Here is a 1,201-nt window from a genome sequence, read left to right as displayed (position 1 = left end):
CGTTGATGATTGTAGAATCGCATCCAATTGTCAACTGCTGCAATCAATTCGACTTTCGTCGCGAAAGTGTGCCGGTAGTAGAACTCATGCTTGAACGTCGACCACAGCGATTCGGCACCGGCGTTATCCCAGCAGATCCCAGTGGCACCCATCGAACGGCGCAAACCATGCTCGGCGGCGGCCTCAGCCATGCCGTGCGAGGTGAATTGGGTCCCGCGGTCTGAATGCAGTATGACGCCGTTGGCGTTGCCGCCGCGGGTGAACACTGCCCGATCCACGGCCGTGGTCACCAACTCGGTGCGCATGTGATCATCGACCGCCCAGCCCAGTGCCCGGCGGGAATGTTCGTCGCGGATCGCACACAGAAACATGTCGCCTTCACCGCAGCTCAGGTAGGTGATGTCGGTGGACCACACCGCGTCGATACGGCCCTGGTCAAAGCGGCGACCCACCAGATCCGGCGGGAACGACGCGCACGGATCAACGACCGTGGTGGTCTTGAAGGTGCGCGGACTGACGCCCTCGATGCCCAACTCCGCCATGATCTTGGCGACCGTGTTGTGCGAAACCTGGTCCCCGGCCTCATGCAGATCGGCGGTGATCCGCGGCGACCCGTAGGTGCCGTTGGAGTTCGTGTGATGGGTCAGAATCTTGACTTCCAGGTCCCGGCGACGCTGGACTGCCGGCGTGGGCTCGCTGGCCCGGAGACGGTCGCGATGCTTGTAGTAGCCCGAGGTGGACACACCCAGCAGCTGGGCCATCCTGACGACATCGTGGGAGGCGCACTCCGCGGCCATGAGCTCGAACCGGCTCACTTTAGATGCTTGCCCGCAAAGTACGCCGACGCTTTTTCCAGGAATGCGATGTCCTTGGACTGCTCGGCAACCTTGGCCCGTAGCCGTATCAATTCCGCCCGCTCATCCGGTGAAAGCTGCTGACTGTCACCAGGCTCCGGCACAGTACCGCCGACCGCAGCGGCCATCCGCCGCCGCTCATCAGCCACCCACTTGTGCAGCTGATTCTCATGCAAATCCAACTCACGGGCCACCTCAGCAACCCGCCGATTCCCATCGATCACCCGATGCGCGGCCTCCACCCGATACTCCGGGGTAAACGAACGCCGACGACCAGACATACGAACATCCTTCCACGGGACCACCGTCCCGCTATCTCAGATGTCCACTACTTCTGGGGAACCTCA

2 protein-coding genes are annotated in these 1,201 nt (G+C 62.0%); both read right to left on the bottom strand.

The window, feature by feature from the left end:
- Positions 1-815 (bottom strand): IS3 family transposase (locus ACTWP6_RS30295; protein WP_443189637.1); only part of this gene is annotated, 815 nt, incomplete at its 3' end.
- Positions 812-1,135, bottom strand: a complete 324-nt coding sequence (locus ACTWP6_RS30290; protein WP_396884579.1) for a transposase — start codon at positions 1,133-1,135, stop codon at positions 812-814. The genes ACTWP6_RS30295 and ACTWP6_RS30290, both read right to left, overlap by 4 nt.
- Between the last annotated feature and the right edge of the window lie 66 nt (positions 1,136-1,201).

This window comes from Mycobacterium sp. 4D054 (assembly GCF_052245755.1).
In the GTDB taxonomy this organism is placed as follows: Bacteria; Actinomycetota; Actinomycetes; order Mycobacteriales; family Mycobacteriaceae; genus Mycobacterium.
Note: the sequence above shows the minus strand (reverse complement) of the source record. Positions and strands in the feature narration are given on the sequence as shown.